Below are 23311 nucleotides of genomic sequence, written 5' to 3'. Positions count from 1 at the left end.
CTCACAGGTTATCCATCTTCATCAATTTTCCTTTTTCCCTTGGCATAGGTCAGATCGCTGGTTGATTGAACCGAACCGTCGGGCGCCAGGTAAAAAGAACCTCCATAGGGGTCTTCAGGAATCGAGGGAATAATTTCGGCAACCAGCAGGTCCCGCACATCTTTTGGCGCCCTGCCGAAGCGCTGCCGATAAACAGCCGATGCCCGCTCCAGATAATAAATCTTTTCCAGAGCCTCCAGGCGAGTGCGATACAACTCACGAGTCTGCTCATCCTCGGTTCGACTTAAAATACCGCGTAAAAACACAATGGCGTTTTCGGTGCGATTTTCCTGATAAGTCAGGCGCGCGGCGAGAGTGGCCAACAGGGGCATGGCACCAGGACGACGGGCACCGATCATAAGGAACTCGGCCGCTTTCGCATTGTCTTCCAGATAATAGAAATGATTAAATCCAAGGAAAAAAGGCAGCATCCAATCCCAATCGCGCCGATGAAGTCCCTTTTCCAGCATGGCGTTGATTTTCGGAACCATGGCCGGATTTCGGCTGAGAGCCGCGTTGGCGAAATAATAAGGATCAAAGAAGTAGGGATCCAGATCGGTGCTGGCATCCATCAAGCGATAGACACGGTGCCAAGCCTGATGCTTTTCCTCTTTCCCAAGATCCTGTTCGAGAGTTCTGCCATAAGCTACCAGACCCTGCAAGAACAGAAAATCTGCTGCGATTCCACGAAACTCCCCGGCAATTAACCTGAGCAACGGCCCCGGCACGACAAGGCCATGGTCGCCAGGTACGGGCAGATCCCTTCTTGCCCTGCCGGCTTCATTAAGAAGCACCACATGCGCAGACACAAGGCAGATCAGCAACAGGCAGATGGTGCCGAATCTCCTCATGGAAATTCTCTTCTGGTAAAGATCAGTCCTGATAGTAGCACCGCCAGCGTGCAATAAACTATTCCGTATGCCATGGTGCCGACAAAGTAGGTCCAAGGAATCGGCAGATTGTGGGACGCCTGCACCTTTATATCGAAAAGGGAAAGATTGGGAAACAGATAGTATGCCAGATTAATCAGGCGCACAGTCGTCTTTGGAATTTCGATGCCGACCACCTCAGGAGCTTCCACCAATGCCTTGATGGCAGCAACGCCATTTCCAATCAGGTAGCTGATCACCGTGAGTATCAAAGTCACGAAGGAGCTGGTGGTAAAGGAAGCAAAAAGAAAGCTGAGAGCGGTCAGCAAGACCAGCATCACGAATATCAGGGCCAGAGCCATAATAACCGGCCCCCAGGCGAAACGGGAGAAATAATTGGGGAAAGTCAGCTTGACCGAATAGATAGACAGCACGGCGCAAGCGCCGAGGGAAGCCACCGTGGTCAAAATCAGCAGGACCATGCCGACGAACTTGCCCCATATGTACTGGCTGCGGGAGATGGGGCGGGCCAGTACCATGTAAATTGTTCGGCGGTCCAGATCCTTCGCCAGCAGATTGATGCCTACGAAAAGCACCAGCAGCAATCCGGAAAAAGAGACGGCTGAAAGAGCGATATCGACCGCTACCTTGCCGACTTCCTGCATGATCATTCCGCAAATCAGAAAATTGGCGGCAAAAAGCAGCAGAGCCAGCAGAAAGATGCCATAAATAGCCCGGTTGCGTATGCCTTCCTTATAGGTGATCACGGCCAGGGGCCATACAGTATTCATACCGGAACGCCCCCTTTTTCCCGGACGATTCTCATAAAGACTGCCTCCAGGTCGTCCCCTGCGGGCACGACCTCGGTCAAACCTCCGACCAGGCGTAAACGTCCGCCGGAAATAATGCCGATTCGGTCACTGAACCGCTCTATGTCATTGAGAATGTGGGAGGAAAAAAACACTGTCTTTCCCTCTGATTTCAAATCGAGAATCAAGTCCCCCACCATCTTGCGCCCTAAGGGATCGAGCCCACTCATCGGTTCATCAAGGATGACGACTTCTGGATCATGGATCAAAGCCAGGGCAAGCCCGGCACGTTGCACCATCCCCTTGGAGTAGGTGCGCAGATGGCGCTTTCGCGCGGCCAGCAGGCCTACGCGTTCCAACATGTGGTTGATCCGTTCCTTGAGGATATGGTGCTTGACTCCCGAAGCACACCCCCCGAACCACAGCAGTTCCTCAGCGGAAAGATAATCATAAAAATAGGGATTTTCCGGAAGATATCCGACAGCCTGACGCACTTTGGCATCTCTGACGTTTCTGCCAAGTATTGACACGTCTCCGACGTCGGGCCGGATCAGATTGAGCAGCAGTTTGATCGTGGTAGATTTGCCGGCGCCGTTGGGACCAAGAAATCCAAATACCTCGCCTTTTGGGATCTGAAGGGACAGATCGGTCAAAGCCTGAACTTTTTTACCGGAAAAGCCTGTCTTAAAGGCTTTGGAAACGGAATTGACCTCAATCATGGGGATCGATTCTTTCGGGGGAAATGCGGGTCGGTGATGGTTTTAATGCCATTTTATAACAAAAAACCCAGCCAAAAGAAAAGCCCTTCCTTGAATCCTAGAGGATATGGGAGCTAAAGCAGGGACCAGCTTGCGAAATCATTTACGTCGAGTATCGAAGGAACAGTCACCCCCGTCCCTGCCAGGCTGAGGTTCCCTGTGCTGGCTTGAAAAAAAGTAGCTGTTACATCGCTGTCCGCACCATAAATACGGGTCCCATGCAGGTGCTTTGCCAAAACGGTAAAAGATCCTCCCGAAACGGAGTCGGTGTTTGCCACGAGACTGACATTAGAGCTTATGCTGACCGGCAAGAAAAATCGCAGCCCGGCTATACCGTCCGTGCTGGACCCGGGCCCTTGCAGATGGATACCGTTCCCGTAAGCAAGAACCACAGCACCGCTATTGGTTGTCAACCCGAATTCCTGCCAATCAATGGCCAAGCTGCCCTCCGTCTGTTGCAGGCTGGTTAAATCAGACAGTGCAACGGCATTGAAAGCTCGTTGGCGATAGGAGGCGAATTGGGGAATGGCCAAGGAAGCGAGGATTCCTATTACCGCTAAAACAATGAGCAACTCAACCAGAGAAAATCCATTGCTTTTCCATTTTCTTCCGGACAACATTGTTGCATCGCCTCCCGTTCCTTCAGCAGCCTAAAACTCTCTGCGAACGAATCTAAAAAGGTAAAACTGCAAAAACGGAAAGAGCTCGTATTTCAATCCAGCATTCCAGATATCTGCGGGTTCTTGCGAAAAGGCCGGCGCAGGGCCGGCCTTTTCAGTTAACTTGATTGTAGCCCTTACAGATGAACAGCCTTACATTGCAGTCCAGGTAGCTGCGTACTCGTCAGCGCCGGAGACCGGTAAGATACAATGAGCAGCAGCCAACTGATCACCCGGGTCGGTGGTGGCATCTTCAAGAAAATAGGTAGCAGTGGTGTCGCTGTCCACCGCAAAGGCCCGGCTACCCTGATCATGCTTGGAGGCAGCATTGAAGGCATCGCCACCACCATTTGTGCTTGCAATGAGGCGGACGTTGTTGCTGAGGCCGATCTGCATGAACTGGGTGGCATCGGCGATACCATCGTTAGCAGTAGCAGGCCCATCCAGGGAAGTACCGGCACCCAAAGCTCCACCTGCTCCAGTATCAATTGATCTGCCAAAATTCTGCCAATCGGTAAAAAAGGCGGCCTGGGACTTCTGAATGTTGACAATGTCGTTGGTGGCAGCGGAGTTGAAGGCCCGCTGCCGGTAGGCGGCGAACTGCGGGATGGCGATGGCGGCCAGGATGCCGATGATCGCGACGACGATCAACAGTTCGATCAGGGTAAAACCTTTTTGGGACTTTCTGAACTTGTTCAACATGTGATTCTCCTTTTTCGAATGTTTGGATTCTTGATGCCGAGGCATCGACAGTGTACCCCAACCAATTGGGTTTCAATTGCTTGCATTATCGAGCAGATAAGAGCAAAACCCTTGCGTTTTGTTATCGGCAATCAAAAAATGCAACAAAAGTGCCAAACAGCAAAAATTCTATGAAATACCCAAAAGTCTTTGCTTTTTATAGAATTTTTTTCCCCTTTAGAAAAACCAGAGCGAGAGCTGGACATGGAGGTGTCAATTTCTGTCTGTCGCGGGGTGACAATAATTGTTGAGGGGGGTTAAAGGTCAGGGGCCGCATCCGGCTCTTGCCCGCCTCTAATCTTCTTCCCCATCCGCATCAATGCCGAACTTGGCCAAGCGGTAGCGGATGGAACGGAATGAGATGTTGAGCAGTTCGGCAGCGCGCTTGCGCACCCCACCTACTTTGTCGAGAGCCTTGAGCAGAATGTCCTTTTCGATTGAGCCGAGATAGGCATCGAGATCGAGGCCTTCGTCGGGTATTTCTTCCAGACTTCCGCTATTGCCTCCCTGTCGCTGGCTGCGGATATGGTCGGGGAGTCCCTCCTCCAAATCATCTCCGCTGCCCAGGACCACGCAACGCTCGACAGTGTTCTCCAGTTCGCGGATATTTCCCGGCCAAGAATAATCGAGCAAACGTCGCAGCAGGGTTTCAGAAACCGTTATCTCCTCCCTGCCGGTAAATTTGCGGAGGAAATGTTCGACCAGCAGCGGGATGTCTTCCCGCCGTTCTCTCAGCGGTGGCAGGTTGACACGAATGACATTGAGACGATAGAAAAGATCTTCGCGGAAATGCTCGTCGGTGACTTCCTGTTCGAGATCCTTGTTGGTGGCGGCGATGAGTCTCACATCCACCTTAAGGTTCCGTGTGCCGCCGACCCGACGGAACTCGTGTTCCTGCAGGACCCGCAGTAATTTGACCTGCATCATTGCCGGCAGCTCAGCGATTTCATCCAGAAAAATGGTGCCGCCGTCGGCGACCTCGAACAGACCGGCCTTTTGCTGGACGGCCCCGGTGAAGGAACCCTTTTCGTGGCCGAACAGTTCGCTCTCGAGGAGATTCTCGGGGATGGCTCCGCAGTTGATCGCTACGAAAGGCTGATCCTTCCGGTTGCTGTTGTAGTGGATCGCCTTCGCGACAACTTCCTTGCCGGTACCGCTTTCGCCGGTAATTAAAATGGTCGCCTTGCTGTCGGCGACTTTTTCGATGAATTGATAGACCTCCTGCATGCGCCGGCTTTTGCCGACAAGATTGGCGAAGGAATAACGCTGGCCCAGTTCCTTTTTGAGTTCCAGGTTTTCCTGACGGAGGGCTTTTCGTTCCAGGGCATTTTTGACGATCAGGCGAATTTCTTCGTTGTTGAAAGGTTTGGTGATGTAATCGTAGGCCCCTTTTTTCATGGCCTCCACCGCCTGCTCGGTAGTGGAGAAGGCCGTAATCATGATTACCGCGGTCTCCGGGGCCATCTCGAGGGCGTAGTCGAGAACACCGAAGCCATCAACCCGGGGCATCTTGATGTCGGTAATAATCAGATCGTAGACATGCTCCTTCAACTGAGCAATGGCCTGGGCGCCATCGGCAGCCGCATCGGCCTGATACCCTTCACGGTGGAGCATGATAGAAAGAAATTCACGCATGCTCTCTTCGTCGTCAACGACAAGGATTTTGTGCCTGTCCTGGGTCATCTTCGCCCTCTTACGAATTATAGAATCGGATGGCATTTCCACCATCGCCCCCCCTCCCTAAACCCTCAACCTCCTGGTAAGGGAAATCAACTCTTTCCCCCAACGGGGGAAGCTTGAGAGGGGGGTCTCCTGGCAAATCGCACCGCAAACCGCGCTCCTCCACCCTCTGCGTTTCCGACCTCGAGCTTTCCTCCGTGAGCTTCGACTATGGCGTAGACGTTGGGCAGGCCCAAGCCGGTACCATGATCCTTGGTGGTGAAGAAGGGGTCGAAAATCTGATTGCGGATTTCTTCCGGAATGCCCCGTCCGCTGTCTTCGACATAGATGATGGATTGCATACGGTCAACGCCCAAGCGCAATACCCCCCCCTGAGGCATGGCTTCGGCCCCGTTCACCAGCAGATTCCACAACGCCTGGCGAATCTGCGCCCGGTCGCACCAGAGTTCGAATCCCCACCGGTAATCTTTTCTCAGTTCAATGTTTGCAAATCGCCCATCAGTTTGCAGCATTTCGCTCAACTCGTCCAGCAGCTCGGAAATATCGACAACCGTACACTTGGGTGCAGGCGGTCTGGCAAATAACAGGAAATCGGTCAGTAATTGGTTGAGGCGATGTGCTTCCCTGACAACAATACCCATCAAACGCCGGTCTTCCTCGCGTATCTCGGCCCCTTCCATAAGAAGTTGCACCGAGCCGCTGATAGATGCCAATGGATTGCGAATTTCATGGGCCATGCCTGCCGCCAGTTGTCCGACTGCCGCAAGACGATCGGCCCGTTTGAGCTGTTCTTCCATCTCTTTCAGCCTGGAAAGGTCCTGAAAGGTAATGAGTAGCCCAAGAATGGACTCGCCGGCATCCCGAACCAAGGAAGAGGTAAATCCAACCGGCCTGAGATTTCCCGCCTTGTCCTTCAAAACCGTTTCCCCACGCTGGATCGTAATAAACTGTCCCTCTGCGAAGACCTCGAGTTCAGGGAAGAGCGCTGCGACTTCACGGTCGTAGATTTCCTCGAGAAGGTAACCGGTAATTTGTGTGGACCCGGCGTTAATCAATCGGATCCGCCCTGAGGGATTGATAATGGCCAGACCGCTGGGGATGTTGGACAGGATGGTTCGATTAAGAATTTCCAGCTCTTCGTAATCGATTTGTTTTTTGTGTCTGGCCTCTTCGCTCAGCCTGAGGTTTTCCACCAGTTGACTGCTCAAAAAGGCGACAAGCATAAAGCCGGTTATATTGACGAAAACGGTAACGAGAGCCTCACGCCCCGCGTTTTCCATAAGAGCAGGATGTCCCGGCAACACCGGGAGAATCCCATAAAATTGAAGATTGATAAGGCTGCCATAGAGAAAGGCAGCTGCGGAGGCAATGACAAAAACTTTTCGGGACGACAGGAAGAAACTGGCGCTGAAGATGATCAGTATGTATAGAAAGGAAAACTGGCTGACAAGCCCGCCGGTCAGGTAGATAAGACAGCTGGCAAAAAGCAGATCCCAGCCTATCTGGGCCTGAAACAGAATTCGCCAACCTCGTTGTCGGACAAACAGCAGAAGGAAGACCAGAGATTGGCCATAGGCGGCGGCTACCAGCAGATAGAGCCAGGAAAGGTGCTCATTATCCGGGCCGGCTCCCCGCAACTGGCTGACGAACGTTCCACCGAGAAACAGGGTAATAACAAAGATGCGAACCGCCAGGTACCAGTTGAGAAATCGCCGCGTCGGACTAGCGCTGAAAGTACCTTCCATACTGGCCTTAAAATGATTACTCAACCGCCCACCGTTCCTGCAATCTTGAAAATGGGCAGGTACATAGCGATAACAAGTCCCCCAACGGTGGTTCCAAGAAACAGCATCAGCATCGGCTCCAACATGGCGGTCAGGTTGCTGACGGCATCATCAACCTCGTCGTCGTAGAAATCGGCGATTTTGTTGAGCATGGTGTCGATCGAGCCAGACTGTTCGCCGACGGCAATCATTTGACAAACCATGGGAGGGAAAACGCCCGCTTTCTCCAAAGGTTCTGCAATAGTTTTCCCTTCGCTGATGCTCTGCTTGACCCGGTAAATGGCGTTTTCAATTGTCCGGTTACCGGCGGTTTTTGCGACGATCTCCAGGCCATCCAGGATCGGTACACCGCTGGAAATCATTGTTCCGAGGGTGCGCGTAAACTTGGCGACGGCCACCTTTCGAATGAGAATCCCGAATACAGGAGCCTTGAGGGCGTTGCGGTCGATGAATTCCCGCCCTTTTTTGGTTCGATAGGTCCGCTTGATTGCATAGACAAGAATAGCGGTGACAAAAATGATTGCAATGATATATTTCTGGATGAAATTGCTTAGATTGATTACGATTTGAGTCGGAATCGGCAAGGCACTGCCGAAATCGGCAAACATTTTTTCAAAGGCAGGGATAACGAATAACAGAATGACTGCGATGACGACAAGCGCGATCCCGACAACGGTCGCCGGGTAAGTCATGGCGCTTTTCACTTTCTTCTTCAGCTTCTGGGCTTTCTCCAGGTAGGCCGCCAGACGGTTGAGAATCACATCGAGAATCCCCCCCACCTCGCCTGCCGCCACCAGATTGACGAACAGATCATCAAAAGCCTTGGGGTGCTTGCGCAGCGAATCGGCAAATGTCTGTCCGGCCTCCACGCTCTCCTTGACCTCGACCAGGATTTTTTTGAAGACATCCTTGTCCATCTGCCGGCCCAGAATGTCGAGACACTGTACCAGGGGCAGACCGGCATCGATCATGGTGGCGAACTGGCGTGTGAAAATGACCAGGTCCTTGGTGGTCACCTTGCCGCCGAATCCGGGGATTTTCAGATCCTTATCAAGGCCCTTGCCCCGTTCCTTGATCTTTCCGGGCATGATCCCCTGACGACGCAGCTGGGCCGCTACAGCAGCCTCGCTGGGCGCCTCCATCTCTCCCTTCTGCGCCTGCCCGCCGCGGGTTCTTCCCTCCCAAGCGAATTTGGCCATTTCATACCTCGTTGCTCGTTGCTTTAAAATCAGCTGCTAGTTCAAAGTTGCTGGTTTTCTGGCCCCCAGCCACCAACTACCAGCTATTAGCCTCTGCCATTAAGCCTTCTGCACCCCGACATTGACCTGTCGTCGCAAAACTGCTGCAGGATTGGCAATCATCTGCTTCAGTTCGTCCGGATCAGAGGAGCGGGACATGGCGGTATCCAGACTGATCAGTTTTTTGTGGTACAGAGTGAACAGCGACTGATTCATCGTCTGCATGCCGAACTTTTCCTGCCCCATCTGCATCTGGGAATAGATCTGGTGGACCTTGTCGTCCCGTATCAGGGAGCGTATGGCCATATTCGGCACCATGACCTCGAGAGCCAACACCCTTCCCCGCCCTTGGCCCTTGGGCAGAAGATTTTGTGAAAGAACCCCTTCGAGAACGAAAGACAATTGCGTGCGTACCTGGGTCTGCTGGTTGGTGGGAAATACGTCGACAATGCGGTTGATGGTCTGAACGCAGCTGTTGGTGTGCAGGGTCGCGAAACAGAGATGCCCGGTTTCCGCAATGGTCAGGGCAGCTTCGATGGTTTCGAGGTCACGCAATTCGCCCAACAAAACCACGTCAGGATCCTGCCGCAAAATATACTTGAGTGCCTTTTTGAAGGACTGGGTATCCGCCCCCACCTCCCGTTGGTTCACCAGGCACTTTTTATGGGGATGGATATACTCGATGGGGTCTTCGATGGTGATGATGTGCTCGTGGCGTTCGCTGTTGATGAAATCGATAATTGAAGCAAGGGTTGTCGACTTCCCGCTGCCGGTAGGACCAGTGACCAGAACCAGTCCGCGGGGTTTCCGGGCCAGCTCTCTGACCACCGGCGGCAGTCCCAATTCCTCGAAGGAGAGAAATTTGTAGGGGATCAGCCGGAATGCGCCCGCCAGCGCGCCTCTCTGCAGGTAAATGTTGCCGCGAAATCGCGCCAGACCCTTGACACCGAATGACAGGTCCAGCTCGTTTTCTTCTTCGAACTTCCGCTTCTGGGCGTCGGTCAGAATGCTGTAGCAGAGCTGCTTGGTCTCGGCAGGCTGCAGGGGTTCATGCTGCAAAGCCTTGATCTGACCGTCTATTCTGATCTGAGGGGGTGCCCCCGAGGTGATATGCAGATCGGAAGCCCCCATATCGACCATGGCCTTGAGCAGTTCTCGAATTCCAACCATTGAGTTTCACCCCCTTGAAAACCAAAAACGATCCAGAACATTGGGACAAATTAGCAAAATTTGGGCCAAGCTTGGTCGTGGCTCGTGGCTCGTTGAGTCACAAGCTACGAGCAACCAGTCACCGCTTTTCAATCATCCCCCACGGTGCTGCGCAGGACCTCTTCAAAGGAGGTTATTCCCTGCTTCAGCTTGGCGAGGGCCGCCTGGCGCATGGTCTTTACCCCGAGACGCATCGATTCCCGTTTAATTTCGGCCGTATTGCCCCCGGCCAGGATTAATTCCCTGATCTCCTCGAACATGGGCATGACCTGATAGAAGCCCACCCGGCCTTTATAGCCGGTGTTGTTGCACTTGGCGCAGCCTTCGCCGCGATGGCAGACAAACTCGTCGACCTCCTCGGGAGGAACACCGGCATCCAGCAGAGCCTGTTTGGGAATCTCTTCGACCACCTTGCACTCAGAGCAGACCCGGCGGCCGAGGCGTTGCGCCGTGATCAGGTTGACTGCGGAGGCAACCAGGAAGGGTTCGATGCCCATGTTGAGAAGACGGCTGATGGTGCTCGGCGCGTCGTTGGTGTGCAGGGTCGACAGCACGAGATGTCCCGTGAGGGCTGCCTTGACCCCGATTTCGGCGGTTTCGAAGTCCCGAATCTCGCCGATCATGATGATGTCTGGGTCTTGGCGCAGAAAGGATCTCAGGGCGTTGGCGAAATTAAGGCCGATCTCTTCATGCATATGGACCTGATTGATCCCCGCGAAGTTGAATTCAACCGGGTCTTCAGCCGTCGAGATATTCAAGGAACTGTCATTGAGTTCAGCCAGTGCGCTGTAGAGGGAAACGGTCTTTCCCGAACCTGTCGGACCGGTCACCAGAACCATGCCGAAAGGTTTGTGAATGGCTTCCTTGAACCATTTCAGGGGTTGCTCCTCATACCCAAGCTTGGTCATGTCGAGCTGCAGGTTCGACTTGTCCAGCAAACGCAGAACAATCTTTTCACCGAAAAGGGTCGGCAGGCAACTGACCCGGTAATCCATGTCTTTTCCGCCAGGCAATTTAATCTTGATGCGGCCGTCCTGGGGGAGGCGACGCTCGGCGATGTCCATCTCCGACATGATCTTGATGCGGGAGGTTATGGCCGCCCTCAGTTTCATGGGCGGTTTCATCACTTCATAAAGAACCCCATCGATCCGGTACCGAACCCGAAAGGATTTTTCATAAGGCTCGATGTGAATGTCGGAGGCTTTCTTTTTGATGGCGTCGGTCAGAATCAGGTTGACCAGCTTGACGACGGGGGCGTCTTCGGTCGCTTTTGCCAAAGCGCCGACATCGACATCGTCCTGGTCTTCCACAACCTCGAGGTCGATATCCTCGAGGTCCCCCATGACGTCGGCCAGGCTGGCGCTCTGATCATAATACTTGTCTATCGCATGCTTGATGGATGACTCGGTCGCCACCACGACTTCCACATTGAAGCCGGTCATGAACTTGATATCGTCGATGGCAAAAATATTCGACGGATCGTTCATGGCAACGATCAAGGTCGAACCGGCCCGATTAATGGGGACGATCTGATATCTCTGGGCAATTTCTGCAGGTATCTGCCGAATGACTTCGAGGTCGACATCGAATTCGGCCAGATTGATGGATGGGACACCGTACTGCTTGGAAAGAAAGGCGGATAATTCTTCTTCCTTGACGAAGCCAAGCTTGATCAGGCTGGATCCCAAGCGGCCCCCGTGGGCCTTCTGATCGGTCAAGGCATCCGTAAGCTGTTTGCTGCTGATCAGCTGATTGCGGACCAGTAATTCTCCCAACCTGTTGCTCGTCATATAAGAACCATTTTTCCCCTGTTTAGATAGAGTCGGAACAGGCTCACCGGCGGCATCTTATAGAGACCCCTACAGGCTGTCAAGAATTTGGCTCAGGAAACGTTCATTTTTTCGTCCAGAGCCGTTTTCATGACCCCATCTGGAGATTTGCGGCCGGTCCAGATTGAAAATGCCTCCTCACCCTGGCACACCAGCATGCCCTGTCCCCCAACGGCCCGAAGACCTTTTTCCAGGGCTGCTCGAACCAGCGGCGTTCCTTGCAAAGCGTAAACCATATCATAGACGGCCACTTCCGGCCCAAAAGACTGCCAGGGGAGCGCGGTGAACGCCTCGCCCTTCAACCCGACGGCGGAAGAATTCACCACCAGATCCAAATCCTTGGCCGCCACCCGTAATGCATCACTGTCGAGACCAGAGTAGTCCAGCCGGGTTTTTTGAAAAACCGCGGCGAATTCCTGAACAAGAGCTTCGGCCCGTTCCGGGGTTCGGTTGGCGACATGTATGTGTCGAGCGCCTTCCTGACCCAGGGCAACCAGAGCCGCCCGGCAGGCACCGCCGGCCCCGAGCAGCAGGATTTTCTTGCTGCAGGGATCAAAATTCAGATCCTGTCGAAGGGATCGAAGGAATCCGGTCGCATCAGTATTGAAGCCGACCAGCCTTCCATTCCTGTTAGCGATGGTGTTGACGGCGCCGATCAGGCGGGCCTCAGCATCGACCTCATCCAGCCATTCACAAACCGCCTCCTTGTGAGGCACGGTAACATTGACGCCCCAGATATTCAGTACCCGAAGGGCACGTACGGCATCACCCAGCTCTTCGGCTTTGACATGAAAGGGAACGTAAACGGCATCAATGCCTGTCTGCCGCAGGGCGGCATTCTGCATCAGCGGCGACAGGGTATGAGCAACCGGGTCTCCAAAGATACCCAAAATCCTGGTGGTCCCGCTCAACGTCATCCCGCTTCCCCTCCATTCGCTTTGAATTCAAGGGGCAGCGCGGTGCCGCAATCGAGATAATCCTGGTACCGGATAATACGTGTATTTGCGAGGATTTCCCGTGCCTTGCGAATGTCCTGCTGGATAGCATGCACAAGTCGCGCCGAGTTTTCGAACCTCATCTCGTCACGCAGCCTCTGAATAAAATAAATCCTTAAATTTTCGCCATAAATCTGTTCGGAAAAATCAAAAAGATGCACTTCGATAAATTGTCCGGCAGCCTCAAAAGTCGGATTATTGCCGATATTCAAAACACCATCCAGAATTCTGTCGTTCCATTTGACTTTGACTGCATAGACCCCGATCTTCGGCAGCAATTCCTTGTCGGTCTTCAGATTGGCGGTCGGGAAACCCAGCTTTACCCCCCGCTTGAACCCGTGAACAACCGTGCCTTCGAAGTTGAAATGTCTCCCCAGAAGCCCGGTCACCTCCTTGACTTCTCCTTGCAGGATCATATCCCGGATACGGGTCGAACTGAACGCCTCCCCCCCTTCGGTCATGGGCGCCAGCACCTCGACACTGAAATTCAGGTGTTCCCCCATCCGGCGCAGCAGTTCGGCATTGCCTTCGCGGCCCTTGCCGAACAGGTAGTCGTATCCGATTACCAGATGACGAACCCCGATCTTTTCCACAAGCACATCGCGCACGAAAAGGTGCGCGGGCATTTCTGCCATTTTCCTGTCAAAGGGAGCACAGACCAGGACATCGATACAGGACGCTTCAATGAGAATTTCCTTTTCCCTGTAGGTGCTGATCAGGGGTGGTGCATGCCGGGGTTTTATCACTCGAAGTGGGTGGGGAACAAAGGTGTATACGACTGAAGTGCCGCCAAGCTCCCGGGATCTGGCAACCACCTTTCGAAAAATTTCCCGATGGCCGAGGTGGACGCCGTCAAAGTTGCCTATGGTCACGACCGCGTTAGGCAAAGGTTCCGTCAGTTCATCCAGATTTCTTATGATGCGCATTGTAATATCAGTTGCTGGTTGCTGTTTTTATCCACGACTGTCGGTCACCAATTCAAAATCCATCTCCCGCCGGTCGATATCGACTTTGGAGAGACGGACGTCTACCTGTTCTCCGACCTTAAATTCACGGCGGCGGTTCTGGCCTGTAAGGCGGTGCAGTATTTCATCGTACTGGTAATAGTCGTCTTTCAATGTGGCTACATGAACGAGACCCTCGACGAAGACGTCCCTGAGTTCGACAAAGAAACCGAAGGGCTGGACTCCCGAAATGAATCCCGGGAACTCCTCCCCCACCTTGTCGCGCATGAACTGGCATTTTTTCAGATCGATGACATCCCGTTCGGCCTCCATGGCCCGCCTTTCGTTTCGGGAAGTATGCTCGGCGATGCCAGGCAGGCGGCGCCCCCAGAAGGCTGTACGCTTTTCCGGCAACCCCTGGCTTTTCAAAGCCTCGCGCAGAAGACGGTGGACCACCAGGTCGGGATAGCGCCTTATCGGTGACGTAAAATGGCAATACAGGTCCGCCGCAAGGCCGAAATGACCTGCGTTATCAGGGGAATAGCGGGCCTGCTTCATGCTCCTTAGCAGGACGTGGTGAACCACCCTCTCTTCCGGGGTCCCTTCCACTTCATCGAGCAGTTTCTGCAATCGGTCAGGTTCGACGCCATCCTCCCCCAGGTTCAAACCGTAATTCAGATGAGCCATGAACTCCTGAAAATCTTGCATTTTCTCAAGATCCGGCGACTCATGGATCCGATAGAGCAAAGGGAGCTTTTTTTCCGTGAGCCAGGTCGCTACCGCCTCATTGGCCGCCAGCATGAATTCCTCAATGATCCGATGGGCGATGTTTCGTTCCGCCCGGACGATATCCTCCGGCCGGCCTCGAAGGTCGAGCACGATCTCCGCCTCCGGCAGGTCGAAGTCCAGACTGCCCCGTTGGCGGCGCATGGCCATCAACCGCAGGGCGAGTTCTTCCATGATCAGCACCTGCGGGAAGATATCCGGATACCGATCGATGATTTGCTGATCCCCACTGACCACCATATCCCGCACCTCGGTGTAGGTCAGACGGGCCCGGCTGCGGATGAGGGCCGGGTAGAAGCGTGCCGATTCCCGGTGGCCGTTTGCATCGAACAACAGTTCGGCGGTCATGGCCAGCCGGTCCTGGTCCGGCTTCAGCGAACAGAGCTCGTTGCTGAGAGCCTCGGGCAGCATCGGAATGCAGAAGCCGGGGAAATAGACGCTGGTGGCCCGCTCATAGGCCTCCCGATCGATGGCGCCGTTCAAAGCGACGTAATGGGATACGTCGGCGATTGCCACCCAAAGTCGAATGCGGCCGCCCGTTTCGCGCCGCACCGCCACGGCGTCGTCGAAATCCCTGGCCGTTTCTCCATCGATGGTCACCAAAGGCAGATCCCGCAGATCTTCCCTGCCGACGTGGTCCTCCTCGACGACTTTTTCGGGCATTTCGGCTGCGGCCTGCACAACCTCTTCAGGAAATATCCAGGGCAGGTCGAATTTGTGGGCAATGACCCGTATCTCCACCCGGGGATCCTCCGGATCTCCGAGCACTTCCACGACATGCCCCCGGGCAAGGCGATTTTCGGCGGGATAAGTATCGATCTTCAGAACAACAATCTGTCCCGGCCGCGTTGATGAGGGAGGAGGGTCGACCAGCAGCGGACGGCTGATCCGGGGATCGGCGGGAAAAACCAGACATTGGCGGTGCTGGATTTCGAACCGCCCGACCACAGTTTTGTGGGCACGCTCCAAAACCTGTAAAACTTGACCTTCAGGCCGGCCAGACCGTCCCCGGCGGTCGCTCCGCACAGCGACCCGGTCGCCATCCATGGCTCCCCCGAGATAGCGGGCCGGGACAAAAAGATCTCCCTCTTCCTTGTCCAAGCTGACAAAGCCGTACCCGTCGCGATGAAGCGATATTCTTCCTTCCCGCAAATCACGACGCCGGATAGGGATCAACCGCCGGCCCTTTTGGCCCAGCAGACCCTCCTCCACCATTTTTTCCAGCAGACGCAGAGCTTCTTGCCGTTCTTTTCTGGAAAGATTGAAAGCGGCCAGAATCTCCCGGGCGGTCATCGCCCGGCCGGGCCGACGATGCAGAAATTGGAGAAGATCATCCGGAGAAAGGGGCATATCAAGGAAATCCTTGAAAAACTCGTATGTTCAATACTGCCATGGTACCCGACAGAACCACTCAGGCATGACGTCGGGGGAGAAGGGGAAAATCAATCAGCCCGCCTCTTCCACATTTCCCCCTTCCACTATTTTATTGAACACCAGCCCCGTCAGCAATTTCGGATAGAAATAAGTGGATTTTTGCGGCATTTTTTCACCGGCGTTGGCGACATCGCGAACCTCGCTCATCCGGGTGGCATTCATCAGGAAAGCCAGCTGTGCCTGGTTGTTGGCGACCGCCAGGAAAGGCTCGTCGAAATTCTTCACATATTTTAGATTGGTCTGCCGCTCCTGAGCGTCGGCCGTTATGCCGAGCAGGTGTTCGAGGATCAGCCGGTGCAGTACGGAAACGTCGAGGCTCCGCAAAGCTTTGGAGGCTTTTTCATCAAAGAAGCGATCCATTGTTTTTTTATCCCTAAGGGTAAGGTAATAGATCGACTTACCTCCCGCATAAAGAGCCAGAGTCGAGTTTCTGTTCCCCTTTTTCTGCAGGATCGTTCGCACCTCGGCCCGGGAAACCGGGTCCTCCGGGTTGATGTCACTGGCTTCGACCTGGAAAAACTCGCCCAAGGCAGACAAAAACGGTTTCAGACCAAATTCCGTCAGTCCGTGGATCAGGCGATGTGTCGGGAAGATCTGCATCCCCTGATCTTCCATATTGGCAAAATACATCAGGACATAGTTGAACAGTTCCTTGCCGGTATATTTCCCGACCTTCTCACGCATGAAGTCCCGGTAGTTCAACGCCGTCTCGTAACGATGATGACCGTCGGCAATGAACAGCGGCTTGTTGTCCAGCAGTTCCTTCGCCTTGTCGATGATAGCCGGATCGGTCACCTGCCAGAGCCGGTGTACCACCCCGTCGTCATCCTTCACTTCAAGGTCAGGTCGATTGGAACGAATACCGCGGGTCAAGGCTTCCAATACGCAGCAGGGATCGGCATAAAGTCCGAAGATCGGGCTGAAATTGGCACCACAGGCTTTGGTAAGATTCAACCGGTCGGCCTTCGGTCCGGAAAGGGTTTTTTCATGGGGTTTGACCACCCCGGAGGCAAAATCCTCGAGACGGGTCAGAGCAAGGAAACCCTTGCGCACCACTGTTCCGATACCCTCGGCCGCATATTCCTCATCGTAAAGGTAAATGGAAGGGGTTTCATCACGCACCAGAATCTGCTGTTCCTGCCACTCGCTGAAATCCGCAGCCGCTCGAGTGTAGCGGTTATCTGTTTCGTCATCGGTTTCCTCGATTTTACCGAGAATCAACCGCACCACATTGACAGGGCTACGCCGGTAAAGGTCGTCCTGCAGTTCCGGAGAGATGACATCATACGGAGGAGCCATCGCACTTGCGGGATCCTGTATTTTTTCAATATTATAGCGAACGGCTCTGAACGGCGCGATCTTTGCCATGCCTTGATACTCCTGCGATTCTTGTTTAATAGAATTTCAAAGGCTTCACTATACGCAAGGGACAAACTACGTGGCAAGGGAAAATCTTCCCCATCCTCGCGGTCTGTATCAAACTCGGATATTTCCAGAAACAAAAAAGACCCGGCAACGCACTCGTCACCGGGTAATGGGTATTTGTTCCACGACTGCCAAGTTTAACCAGCAGCCGTGAACGAGGACATATTCATTATTTTTTAATCATTACCAACACTCTGCCTGATTTGCTCCCCGAGCGCCGGTTGCATTGACGGTAAGAGTGCCACATGGATCATCGTTCTGGCCCGCCTGAGGTACCGCCTGCAGCTGAAAAGTCGTTGCAGTTACCCCCGCCGCAGTAAAACTGAACTGATATCCATGGGATTCCATAACATCGGGGGGCGCGACAGGATCGAGTCCCGTTGCAAGATCCTCCACATCGATTCCCACATAAGTGTTATTCCTTGTGTAATGCCGCTCCATGCGCTGGGCCATTTCCATCAGTACAGCTTTGGCATTGGCGCGGTTGGAACGCAGAATGTGTTGGCGGTAAATAGGCACGGCAATCGCCGTCAGGATGCCCATAATCGCCAGGGCTACCAGCAGTTCGATCAGAGAAAATCCTTTTTTATCAAAACACTGCATAATTCCTCGCATAGTTGCATCTATCGATTCGACAAATTTTATTATCTTATCTGGCGCCAGGATGAGCGGCCGGCACCACTATTGGATCCGGTCCCGGTGCCGATGATCCCCAAATCGCCTGAAGACCCGCTGGAAATCACATAGTTTTTCGTCCCGGCTCCAAGTATATTAGGTGATGTGAGAATGCCGATGCCAAGGTCGAGACCACTTGAGGCTACTTTCGTCTCTTTCCCGTCAATTATCACCGTCACGTAATCTCCTTCATCGAACAGTCCATCCCCGTTCAGATCAAATACCGAATAGGACAAACGCCCACCGGTGAGAGGATCGGTAATCATCAACCAGCTATCGCCTCCCGCTTTACAGGGGCTTCCGGATGGAATCATGGTCACGTAAAACAGGACCCCATTACTCAACACGGGTGCTTCCACGACACGCTCGCCTTCAGCACCATTCACCGGGGAAATCAAATCCAGATACCATCCCATTTGACCACTCGCATAGGAAAAGGTGTTGTTGGACAAGACCCGATTATGTTCCCCATGCTCGTTATTTTCCAGGATGATGGCTTGAGCGACCAGCGAACTGCGGTCGATCTCGCCGGTGGCGCTTTCCCGAGTATCGAGTATTCCATACATGGTCTGCACGTCAGGGTTTGCGTTCACCAGATTATCCCCTACAGCAAAAAACCGTCCGGTACCGAAAAAGACCATGACCTGATCGGTCGTTCCATCCGGCCCCGTCGAAACCTCAGGTGCCGAGGTGATCGGCTGAACTTCACCGGATGGCCCTCGGGCGGTAAACAGCGGCAAATATGTTGTCTGGCCGCTGACTTTCTTGCTGAATGCGATATCCCATTTGCTTTCCAGGGAATCGCTGAGATCGAATTTCCACAGGTTGCCGCGCAGATCCCCGGCGTAAACGGCATCGACAATGCCATCGCCATTGTAATCAACCGGGGTCGGTGCTGATAAACCGTTGGGTTCGGCCTCGGAACCGACACCGGTATTGATCGTTCTCATCACGGTGCCGTCCTGCATGTTCACGATGAACAATGCGGCCTGGTTGCTTGTGCTGTTGTAACCGTTGGCGAAAATAGCTCCCCATTCACCATTGGCGAGGCGCACACACCAGGCATCATCGATCCCTTCTCCCAGCAGATCAAGCTCGGCTGCAGAAATGCCAGGATCGGAAGCGGGAAACTCCCAGAGTACGTCAGAAGCGTTGAAACTATCCGGAGCTGTCACATCGAGCGCGAATACCGTGCGGCCCCCGGCTCCCAGAGAGCCCAGCAACACAGTACGCCACTGCTTGAATCCACCAACCTCAAGGTAGGCATCGTACGCATGGGAAGGCCCGTTCACGTAATAGTTATGCCCGTAGGTCGGCTGAGTCAATAAAGTAAGGTTTGTGGAAACGCCAAGAGGGACGTAAGCGAATTTTTCTACCCCTGTTTTGGCATCGAGAGCATGCAGCATGCCATCGTTGGCTCCGACATACAACATTGCTGAGCGGTTCTTATACGGGTCGGAAGCGCGATAAGCCTTGTAGTCCGAACCTTCCGTCCCTGCCAAAACTTCGTACCCATCGTCCTGATCGTAAACGAATTGTGGATCGGAGTGTACGATATCTCCCAGAAGCCTCTTGCGGTTCCGATATGCCCCTCCATTTGCCTGCTCGTTACTGCTGTCCCCGCGCAGGTAATTCACCTGATCTTCGTTCAATCCAAATGGCGAGGCTCCCCAGACGGCGGTCAGATTGGTCCAGTTGAATATCATGCCGGCCGAACCCGAGTAAGTAAACAGTTTGCGCTCTGTCCAGTTGGGAATCGAAAGGCCGGCATCCCAGATGCTGTTCCCGATATTGCCATTCAAATCGATGGGATAAGCCAGCAACTCGCCGGTCCAGTCTTCACTGTTGAAACGGGCCTGGTAAATGAGTGTATCGGTATTCAACTGTACCGAGTTGGTTGATGTCGCTGCGGCGGAAGAGCTGAGACCGAGAATCTGGGAGAAAGCATCAGACAGCTGATCCTTGAGCGTCAAGGCATTGGTCACCAGGAAATAATTATCCGGTTTGCCGTCCTTATCGGTATCCCATTCGTCGGCATCGGGCAAACCATTTTTGTTGATATCCTTGAATTTTCCATATTTGGCTGCATACCAGAGGGGATTCCGTAAAAAACCGGCGTTCGCACTGCCTGTAGGCGTGAACACCCGCGTATTGGACAATGGCAGGGCTCTGTTGTCATCCCATCCCACCCCGGGCAAAGCAGCATAAGGGGTATCCAGAAAATAATCGGGATCACTGCTTTCAGCAGTATCACTATCGCGGACTTCCAGGTAGGTCCCGTCCGCGGAAGTGCCCGAAATCACATAGCCGATATGCTGAATAATACTACCTGCAGCGTAGATTGAATTCAGGGTAACACTTAAAGTACCGTCCTCCCGTACTTCATAGATATACTCAACAATGGCGTCCATGTCATGGTCCGCGCCCTGTTCGACATCCTCGAAATTAATTCTGAACTTCCCGTAATTTTCACTCAACTGATCAACATAGTAATCGACGATACTGTTGGTCGGTTGAAATGACCCCTGGGCAGGGTTGATGGAGTATCCGCCGACTGACTTCGCAAAAGGGACCAGAGTGACGACATGATTGCCGACGGGTATCCTGATTTCCGGCAGCGGCGAGGCCAGTGCAACGGCAAAGGTGGTCATGGTCTGTTCGTCGGAGACGGGATTCAGGTCATTTTGATGACCGAACAGGCTCAAGGCGGCGCTGTAGTAGCCCCCGCGCTTGGTGGGTTCCTCCGGTGCCAGGCCACGGATGTTTCCAAAACTGTCCACACTTTTAGGCGAGGGACTGCCATCGTAGTTGGAGCCGGATTGGCCGATGAAGTAGTTCAGAACGGAGCCCTGCTCGTTATCCCAGATCGTCTGCCCCAGGTTCGCTACATTGAGGCCATTGATATCGCCTGAAAAACTGCCGAAATATGAGCCAGGCAATTGATCGGTATCGAAGGATGGATTGATATCACTGATCACCAACTGAAATGGTTTGGCGCAATATTCGTTGTTGCCTGTTGCATAGGGATCATCCCAACTCGCCAAAGGCAATCCAAGAGTAGCATCATCGTTGCTGCTGGAAGATATCTGGAAATCAGAGGTAGGGCTGCCTTGGCCGGAGAAATACCGCATCCCCTCATACATCATCTCGGCGACGGGATTGCCCCACATCCGGCACTCACCTTCGTTTATGGGACGGGTGGTTATCCAGCCACAATTGCTTTGGTGGGTATAAGATCCGCCAAATCCGACAACTTTCAGACGGTCGATGGTTTTGACGATACCGTTCACAGCGGTAAACTGTCCCGTGTCGGCATTCACCTCGTCCGAAAAACTGCCGACTTTCTTACGCAGAACGCCGCCGGAGGTGTTCTTTGCATAGGAACCGGTCAACAGCCCGAACATCATCGTGTCATCTTCACCATATTCCTGCAACAAACCGGCCGGTTTGTAATAACCGCTGGGATACTGCTTGCAATTGGTCTCCGGGAAAGAATCGTTACAGACCTCAACCCGAACCTGGTAATCGGTCATGGTTGACGCCGCGACAGGATTATTCCAATAAAGATGGTAGCTATCCCCACCGGTGTATTCCTGGTGGCGGAATTCCAGGGTATGTTCGCCGGCGGTCAAATACACGCTCCCATCATAGGATTGGCAATTGCATCGGCCGTGCCCGTTATACCATCCCGCAACCCAGTTACCATCGATCAGGAGTTCGATAGCGTCGTCGCCGTCCACCGCGAAGGTATAAGTCCCCGTCTGGGCTATCACCAGCGTTCCTGTAAAAACCGTCAGGTAATTGTCATCGCTGCCAAAAGGATTGCCGCTGCCGTTGATGGTGCTGGCCGATCCTTGTCCGAACATTTTAGGTTCCGTGGCGTAATTGCTGATCAGGGAGTCAAAACCGCTGTGATCGGCCGGATACGTGTTGTAACCGGAAGTATCGTAGGTAGTCTGCGTCAGGTCCTGCAGCATTGTGGATGGGACGATCTGCCAATCGCTGCCTGTTGAATTAGCACATGAGGTTCGCCCGGAGCCATCATTACATTGATCTCCAGCCACCGGTTGTTCAATTGAAACCCATTCCCATATCCGATAGGCAGAGTTGACCAGAACTCGCAATCTGGGATGTGAACTCGAGTCATTAAGCAAGGTGGTATTGGCAAACAGGTGGCGGGTGCCCGTGGAAGGCAGATTTAGAGGTGTATAGTTACGAATATCGTAACCATCTACGGCGATACTTGTATACTCCTTGCCCCAACTGTGCGCATCCTGGGGAATATGGCTGCGTTCCAGCACCGTTTTGGTTTGATCATCGACCCGGCGATAGCCTCCATAGAGCACCTTGCGCAGGGCATCGATACGGGCGGTGGTCAGATAATTGAGAAAATCGCCGCTCCACTCAGCAGAACCTGAACAGGTCTTGTTGGCAGTTACACTCGTGGGTTCAAAGCGGGCGGGGCTTTCAGAGCTGTCATATGTATAACATTTGAAAGAATCGAAGTAGCCATAGTATTCGATGGTCGGATCGTAGCGAATATCCAGTTTCCCATCTCCATTGAGATCGGAAGCGTCGTTATAGGCCTCATAATAAAGCTTGTGATCACGACCGAGAACGAGGAGGTTGAGAGGGGGGACATCCTGGGTCAAAAACAAGGGCAATTGGGACATGTCGATTCCAAAAGCGGCAGTTCCCCAATACGTTGAAATCAGCAACAGCCCTAAAACCACTCCTGCTATTTTAAACCGACGGCTGAGTTGAATTCGATTTTTCATAAATCCTCCCTATTCATGGAAGAACATAATAAAGCGCATAATAGAAAATTTTTGCGACTTTAGATAAGACATTCTTAGCAAAGACCGATAAAGAGATTATTTTATATAGGTACTTTGTAAAATGACCACAGCTGAACCATCTCCCCCAACTCCGCGTGCAGTTATACGGTAAGCTTTCGATTTACTGGGATTTCCGCGTCGGGTCGGTTTCAACGATTTTGGTCCGGATGAGGTGACCTCAGCAAGTTCCTCTATAATATAGCGAGGCGGGGAAGCCACTCCATCTATAGTGTTTTCTCCTGAAATAGTCCGTGAATCAATGCCGCTCCAATTGATTGTCTCCCAGCGGGGGGTGCCGCCGACGGTTGGAACAGGGTAAAGGCCGTTGGTCCCGTCGAATGTCGGCAGAGTAATACTTTCCAGATAATACTCGGCATCGCGCAAGGCGGCTTCCGCGGCCTGAAAGGCCAGATTCCGGTTGCTCATGTTGCCGGCCATGCGCTCCTCCAGGATACTTGACCGCATGCTAACCAATCCCAACAAGGACAATACCAATAAAAAGAGCAGGCTGGTGATCAGAGCCGCTCCCCGCTCAGCAAGATCCCGGCGGCAGCTCACAACCTTCGCCAATCTGCCATACCCATTCATCATTCCTGCCC

Annotated in this window: 17 protein-coding genes; all 17 read right to left on the bottom strand. The window is 53.3% G+C overall.

Going from position 1 to position 23311, the window contains the following annotated elements:
* Positions 1 to 8: 8 nt before the first annotated feature.
* On the bottom strand, positions 9 to 863 hold the full coding sequence (locus tag R2940_10550; protein MEZ4600213.1) for a hypothetical protein: 855 nt from the start codon (positions 861 to 863) through the stop codon (positions 9 to 11).
* A gap of 23 nt (positions 864 to 886) precedes the next feature.
* On the bottom strand, positions 887 to 1699 hold the full coding sequence (locus R2940_10545; protein MEZ4600212.1) for an ABC transporter permease subunit: 813 nt from the start codon (positions 1697 to 1699) through the stop codon (positions 887 to 889).
* Positions 1696 to 2436, bottom strand: coding sequence for an ABC transporter ATP-binding protein (locus R2940_10540; GenBank protein ID MEZ4600211.1), 741 nt, complete (start codon positions 2434 to 2436; stop codon positions 1696 to 1698). Before R2940_10540 ends, R2940_10545 begins: the two co-directional genes overlap by 4 nt.
* Before the next feature lie 113 nt (positions 2437 to 2549).
* A complete protein-coding gene (locus R2940_10535) occupies positions 2550 to 3095 on the bottom strand; it encodes a prepilin-type N-terminal cleavage/methylation domain-containing protein (GenBank protein ID MEZ4600210.1) in 546 nt (181 codons plus the stop codon).
* A gap of 192 nt (positions 3096 to 3287) precedes the next feature.
* Positions 3288 to 3836, bottom strand: coding sequence for a prepilin-type N-terminal cleavage/methylation domain-containing protein (locus R2940_10530; protein ID MEZ4600209.1), 549 nt, complete (start codon positions 3834 to 3836; stop codon positions 3288 to 3290).
* A 333-nt stretch (positions 3837 to 4169) separates the two neighbouring features.
* Positions 4170 to 5558 (bottom strand): sigma-54 dependent transcriptional regulator, encoded by a 1389-nt coding sequence (locus tag R2940_10525; protein MEZ4600208.1) that lies wholly within the window; start codon positions 5556 to 5558, stop codon positions 4170 to 4172.
* 86 nt (positions 5559 to 5644) lie between these two features.
* Positions 5645 to 7324, bottom strand: a complete 1680-nt coding sequence (locus tag R2940_10520; protein ID MEZ4600207.1) for an ATP-binding protein — start codon at positions 7322 to 7324, stop codon at positions 5645 to 5647.
* Positions 7321 to 8538: a type II secretion system F family protein gene (locus tag R2940_10515; protein ID MEZ4600206.1), complete on the bottom strand. Its 1218-nt coding sequence runs from the start codon at positions 8536 to 8538 to the stop codon at positions 7321 to 7323. The genes R2940_10520 and R2940_10515 overlap by 4 nt, the downstream gene beginning before the upstream one ends.
* Before the next feature lie 99 nt (positions 8539 to 8637).
* Entirely contained in the window at positions 8638 to 9747 is a 1110-nt protein-coding gene (locus R2940_10510; GenBank protein MEZ4600205.1) for a type IV pilus twitching motility protein PilT, read from the bottom strand.
* A 128-nt stretch (positions 9748 to 9875) separates the two neighbouring features.
* Positions 9876 to 11576 (bottom strand): type IV-A pilus assembly ATPase PilB, encoded by a 1701-nt coding sequence (pilB, locus tag R2940_10505; protein MEZ4600204.1) that lies wholly within the window; start codon positions 11574 to 11576, stop codon positions 9876 to 9878.
* A 92-nt stretch (positions 11577 to 11668) separates the two neighbouring features.
* Positions 11669 to 12532, bottom strand: coding sequence for a shikimate dehydrogenase (gene aroE, locus R2940_10500; GenBank protein ID MEZ4600203.1), 864 nt, complete (start codon positions 12530 to 12532; stop codon positions 11669 to 11671).
* The gene (locus tag R2940_10495) at positions 12529 to 13536 is read right to left on the bottom strand and encodes a bifunctional riboflavin kinase/FAD synthetase (protein ID MEZ4600202.1); all 1008 of its coding nucleotides are present in this window, start codon (positions 13534 to 13536) and stop codon (positions 12529 to 12531) included. The genes aroE and R2940_10495 overlap by 4 nt, the downstream gene beginning before the upstream one ends.
* A 27-nt stretch (positions 13537 to 13563) precedes the next feature.
* Positions 13564 to 15690: a ribonuclease R gene (gene rnr / locus R2940_10490; protein MEZ4600201.1), complete on the bottom strand. Its 2127-nt coding sequence runs from the start codon at positions 15688 to 15690 to the stop codon at positions 13564 to 13566.
* 96 nt (positions 15691 to 15786) lie between these two features.
* Positions 15787 to 17142, bottom strand: a complete 1356-nt coding sequence (locus R2940_10485) for a DUF1015 domain-containing protein (protein MEZ4600200.1) — start codon at positions 17140 to 17142, stop codon at positions 15787 to 15789.
* Positions 17143 to 17382: 240 nt separating this feature from the next.
* Positions 17383 to 17802, bottom strand: coding sequence for a type IV pilin protein (locus tag R2940_10480; protein MEZ4600199.1), 420 nt, complete (start codon positions 17800 to 17802; stop codon positions 17383 to 17385).
* A 41-nt stretch (positions 17803 to 17843) separates the two neighbouring features.
* Positions 17844 to 22652 carry a PilC/PilY family type IV pilus protein gene (locus R2940_10475; GenBank protein ID MEZ4600198.1) on the bottom strand — a complete coding sequence of 1603 codons (4809 nt, stop codon included), beginning with the start codon at positions 22650 to 22652 and terminating at the stop codon, positions 17844 to 17846.
* Positions 22653 to 22748: 96 nt separating this feature from the next.
* Positions 22749 to 23303: a PilX N-terminal domain-containing pilus assembly protein gene (locus R2940_10470; protein ID MEZ4600197.1), complete on the bottom strand. Its 555-nt coding sequence runs from the start codon at positions 23301 to 23303 to the stop codon at positions 22749 to 22751.
* Positions 23304 to 23311: the final 8 nt, after the last annotated feature.

This window comes from Syntrophotaleaceae bacterium, from assembly GCA_041390365.1.
In the GTDB taxonomy this organism is placed as follows: Bacteria; Desulfobacterota; Desulfuromonadia; order Desulfuromonadales; family Syntrophotaleaceae; genus JAWKQB01.
The sequence above is the reverse complement of the archived record's forward strand: the minus strand, read 5'-3'. Positions and strand labels throughout refer to the sequence as shown.

Coding starts and splice junctions, on each gene's coding strand:
- R2940_10470 (MEZ4600197.1), bottom strand. CDS start 23,303: ATGATGAATGGGTATGGCAGATTGGCGAAGGTTGTGAGCTGCCGCCGG.
- R2940_10510 (MEZ4600205.1), bottom strand. CDS start 9,747: ATGGTTGGAATTCGAGAACTGCTCAAGGCCATGGTCGATATGGGGGCT.
- R2940_10530 (MEZ4600209.1), bottom strand. CDS start 3,836: ATGTTGAACAAGTTCAGAAAGTCCCAAAAAGGTTTTACCCTGATCGAA.
- aroE (MEZ4600203.1), bottom strand. CDS start 12,532: ATGACGTTGAGCGGGACCACCAGGATTTTGGGTATCTTTGGAGACCCG.
- pilB (MEZ4600204.1), bottom strand. CDS start 11,576: ATGACGAGCAACAGGTTGGGAGAATTACTGGTCCGCAATCAGCTGATC.
- rnr (MEZ4600201.1), bottom strand. CDS start 15,690: ATGCCCCTTTCTCCGGATGATCTTCTCCAATTTCTGCATCGTCGGCCC.
- R2940_10540 (MEZ4600211.1), bottom strand. CDS start 2,436: ATGATTGAGGTCAATTCCGTTTCCAAAGCCTTTAAGACAGGCTTTTCC.
- R2940_10485 (MEZ4600200.1), bottom strand. CDS start 17,142: ATGGCAAAGATCGCGCCGTTCAGAGCCGTTCGCTATAATATTGAAAAA.
- R2940_10525 (MEZ4600208.1), bottom strand. CDS start 5,558: ATGACCCAGGACAGGCACAAAATCCTTGTCGTTGACGACGAAGAGAGC.
- R2940_10495 (MEZ4600202.1), bottom strand. CDS start 13,536: ATGCGCATCATAAGAAATCTGGATGAACTGACGGAACCTTTGCCTAAC.
- R2940_10480 (MEZ4600199.1), bottom strand. CDS start 17,802: ATGCAGTGTTTTGATAAAAAAGGATTTTCTCTGATCGAACTGCTGGTA.
- R2940_10535 (MEZ4600210.1), bottom strand. CDS start 3,095: ATGTTGTCCGGAAGAAAATGGAAAAGCAATGGATTTTCTCTGGTTGAG.
- R2940_10545 (MEZ4600212.1), bottom strand. CDS start 1,699: ATGAATACTGTATGGCCCCTGGCCGTGATCACCTATAAGGAAGGCATA.
- R2940_10475 (MEZ4600198.1), bottom strand. CDS start 22,652: ATGAAAAATCGAATTCAACTCAGCCGTCGGTTTAAAATAGCAGGAGTG.
- R2940_10515 (MEZ4600206.1), bottom strand. CDS start 8,538: ATGGCCAAATTCGCTTGGGAGGGAAGAACCCGCGGCGGGCAGGCGCAG.